This window comes from Acidovorax sp. KPB24-03 (genome assembly GCF_057546605.1).
This window is the reverse complement of sequence record NZ_BAAJYR010000499.1, coordinates 1-2,205: the sequence shown is the minus strand read 5'-3', so window position 1 is coordinate 2,205 and position 2,205 is coordinate 1. Positions and strand designations below refer to the sequence as shown.

The 2,205-nt window shown below is 70.1% G+C and carries 4 protein-coding genes and 1 pseudogene; 4 read left to right on the top strand and 1 reads right to left on the bottom strand.

Annotated features, from left to right (window positions below):
* The coding region (locus AC27KI_RS23165) for a YcjF family protein (RefSeq protein ID WP_487116055.1) at nt 1-572 on the top strand (572 nt) is incomplete at its 5' end.
* A gap of 133 nt (nt 573-705) precedes the next feature.
* Here the strand turns inward: AC27KI_RS23165 and nth are convergent.
* A complete protein-coding gene (gene nth, locus AC27KI_RS23160) occupies nt 706-1,344 on the bottom strand; it encodes an endonuclease III (protein WP_272564115.1) in 639 nt (212 codons plus the stop codon).
* A 165-nt stretch (nt 1,345-1,509) separates the two neighbouring features.
* Between nth and AC27KI_RS23155 the strand changes: the two genes are divergently transcribed.
* The 3 genes and pseudogenes from AC27KI_RS23155 to AC27KI_RS23145 form a co-directional block, all read left to right on the top strand.
* The gene (locus AC27KI_RS23155) at nt 1,510-1,890 is read left to right on the top strand and encodes a hypothetical protein (RefSeq protein ID WP_284399342.1); all 381 of its coding nucleotides are present in this window, start codon (nt 1,510-1,512) and stop codon (nt 1,888-1,890) included.
* Nucleotides 1,891-1,901: 11 nt separating this feature from the next.
* Nucleotides 1,902-2,033, top strand: a complete 132-nt coding sequence (locus tag AC27KI_RS23150; RefSeq protein WP_272564113.1) for a hypothetical protein — start codon at nt 1,902-1,904, stop codon at nt 2,031-2,033.
* Nucleotides 2,026-2,205: pseudogene (locus AC27KI_RS23145) on the top strand (hypothetical protein); the annotation flags it as partial. The gene AC27KI_RS23150 and the pseudogene AC27KI_RS23145, both read left to right, overlap by 8 nt.

Below are 2,205 nucleotides of genomic sequence, written 5' to 3'. Positions count from 1 at the left end.
CGCTGGCACCGGTGCCAGCGCCGGTACCGGGTGGCGCGCCGGCGCCGGCCGTCGATCCCCATGCGGCCGAGATCGACTCCATGGTGCTGAATGCCTCCATCCTGAACGGGGCGCTGGAACTGTTGCCGCAGTCGTTGGCCTCCATGGCGATCATTCCGCTGCAGACGCGGCTGGTCTACCGCATCGGCAAGCTGTACGGCTACGAGCTGGACAAGGGCCACATCACCGACTTTCTCGCCACGGTGGGCGTGGGCCTCACCTCGCAGTATGTGGAGCAGTTCGGCCGCAAGCTGGTGGGCGGGCTGCTGGGCAAGGTGATGGGCGGCATGGGCCGCGCGGTGGGCAGCGCCGCCACGGGCTCGGCGTTCTCGTTCGCCACCACGTACGCGCTGGGCAAGGTGGCGCAGCGCTACTACGCCGGGGGCCGCACGCTGGGCAAGGACGCGCTCAAATCCTCCTTCTCGCGCACGGTGGACGAGGCGCGCAACCTGCAGCAGCGCTACGCGCCGCAGATCCAGCAACGTGCGCAGGGCCTCGATGTGGGCAAGCTGCTGCGCGAACTGCGCGCCTGATCCGGCGGCGCGCGGTGCTGGCCGTGGGGTGAATCCGCCACCCACGGGCGCTAGGGCGTGGTGCTATGAAAAATATAGCTATATGCCCTAGTATCAATTGTGCTGGAGGCACTTTTAATGCCCAGCCGTCCTGTCACGGCGGCGGGGTCTTGGGCTGGTAGTCGCAGTACGGCGCCACCACGCATTCCCAGCAGCGCGGCTTGCGCGCCTGGCACACGTAGCGGCCCAGCAGGATCAGCCAGTGGTGCGAGTCCACCGCGTAGGCCGCAGGAACACGCTTCATCAGCTGCAGCTCCACCGCCAGCGGGTTCTTGCCGGGCGCGAGGCCCGTGCGGTTGCTGACGCGGAAGATGTGCGTGTCCACCGCCATGGTGGGCTGGCCGAACGCCACGTTCAGCACCACGTTGGCCGTCTTGCGGCCCACGCCGGGCAGGGCCTCCAGCGCCTCGCGGGTGCGGGGCACCACGCCGCCGTGCTGCTCCACCAGGATGCGGCAGGTGGCCATCAGGTGCCGTGCCTTGCTGCGGTACAGCCCGATGGTCTTGATGTAGCCCTCCAGCCCTTCCAGCCCGAGGTCGAGGATGGCCTGCGGCGTGCCTGCCACCGGAAAGAGCTTGCGCGTGGCCTTGTTCACGCCCACGTCGGTGGCCTGGGCCGAGAGCAGCACCGCGGCCAGCAGCTCGAACACCGTGGTGTATTCCAGCTCCGTGTTGGGCATGGGGTTGGCGGCCTTCAGGGCGGCGAAGAAGGGTTCGATCTGCGCGGTCTTCATGGTGGGAATGTCGTTGTGGGCACGCGGGGAGCCGCATTGTCCCGCAGCCGGCCGCCCGGGCGCCTGCCGGCCCGGCGGCGGGCGCCCGGGCGGGTTGACGGGGAATTGACGGGCGCCGGCGCATTTTTTACGGCGTTTTTATGCCGGCGTTCCTAGACTGGGGCCATGTTCCACCCGCAGCCCGCCACCGCCCGCCGGCACCCCTCCGGCCCCGTGGCGGCGACTCGCCCCATGCCGCATTCCTGCGCTTTTCCGACCCTTCACCGCGTGGCCCTGGAGGCCCGGCCGCCGGCCGACAGCGACATCGTCGTGCTGCCGCTGCGCCTCTTTCATACCGACGTGCTGGAAGGGCGCCGCTCGCTGCACCGCATCCTGGGCCCGCGCGTGCAGGGCTACCGCATCGACGTGGATGCGGCCCGGCACTGCATCCGCATCGAGATGAACGTGCGCCGCGGCGAACTGGCCGCGTGCCTGCGCCTGCTGACGGCCGGCATGCCCTGCGCGGAATTCGGCCGCATCGCCCGGCCCACCCACTGGATGCACTGAGAACCTGTTCGATGCACGACGTTGCCCTGCACCTCTTTCTGGCCCTGCTCGTGGTCTTCCTGCCGCTCGGCGGCGCCTGGTGCCTGCTGTACTGGATGGAGCGCCCGGCCCCGCGCCCGGACAGCGGTCGCGATCATGAATAAGGCCCGGCCCCGTGCCACGCCCGGGCGGGCGATCGATGACGGCTTGCCTGCCGATGCCCGTGCGCTGGAGGCGATCGAGCGCGCCTCGTTCCTGGGAGACCGCATCTCGCTGCCGAGCTGGCGGCGCCTGCTGCGCAGCCGTTCGGCCCGCGTGATGGTGGCGCGGCCGGCG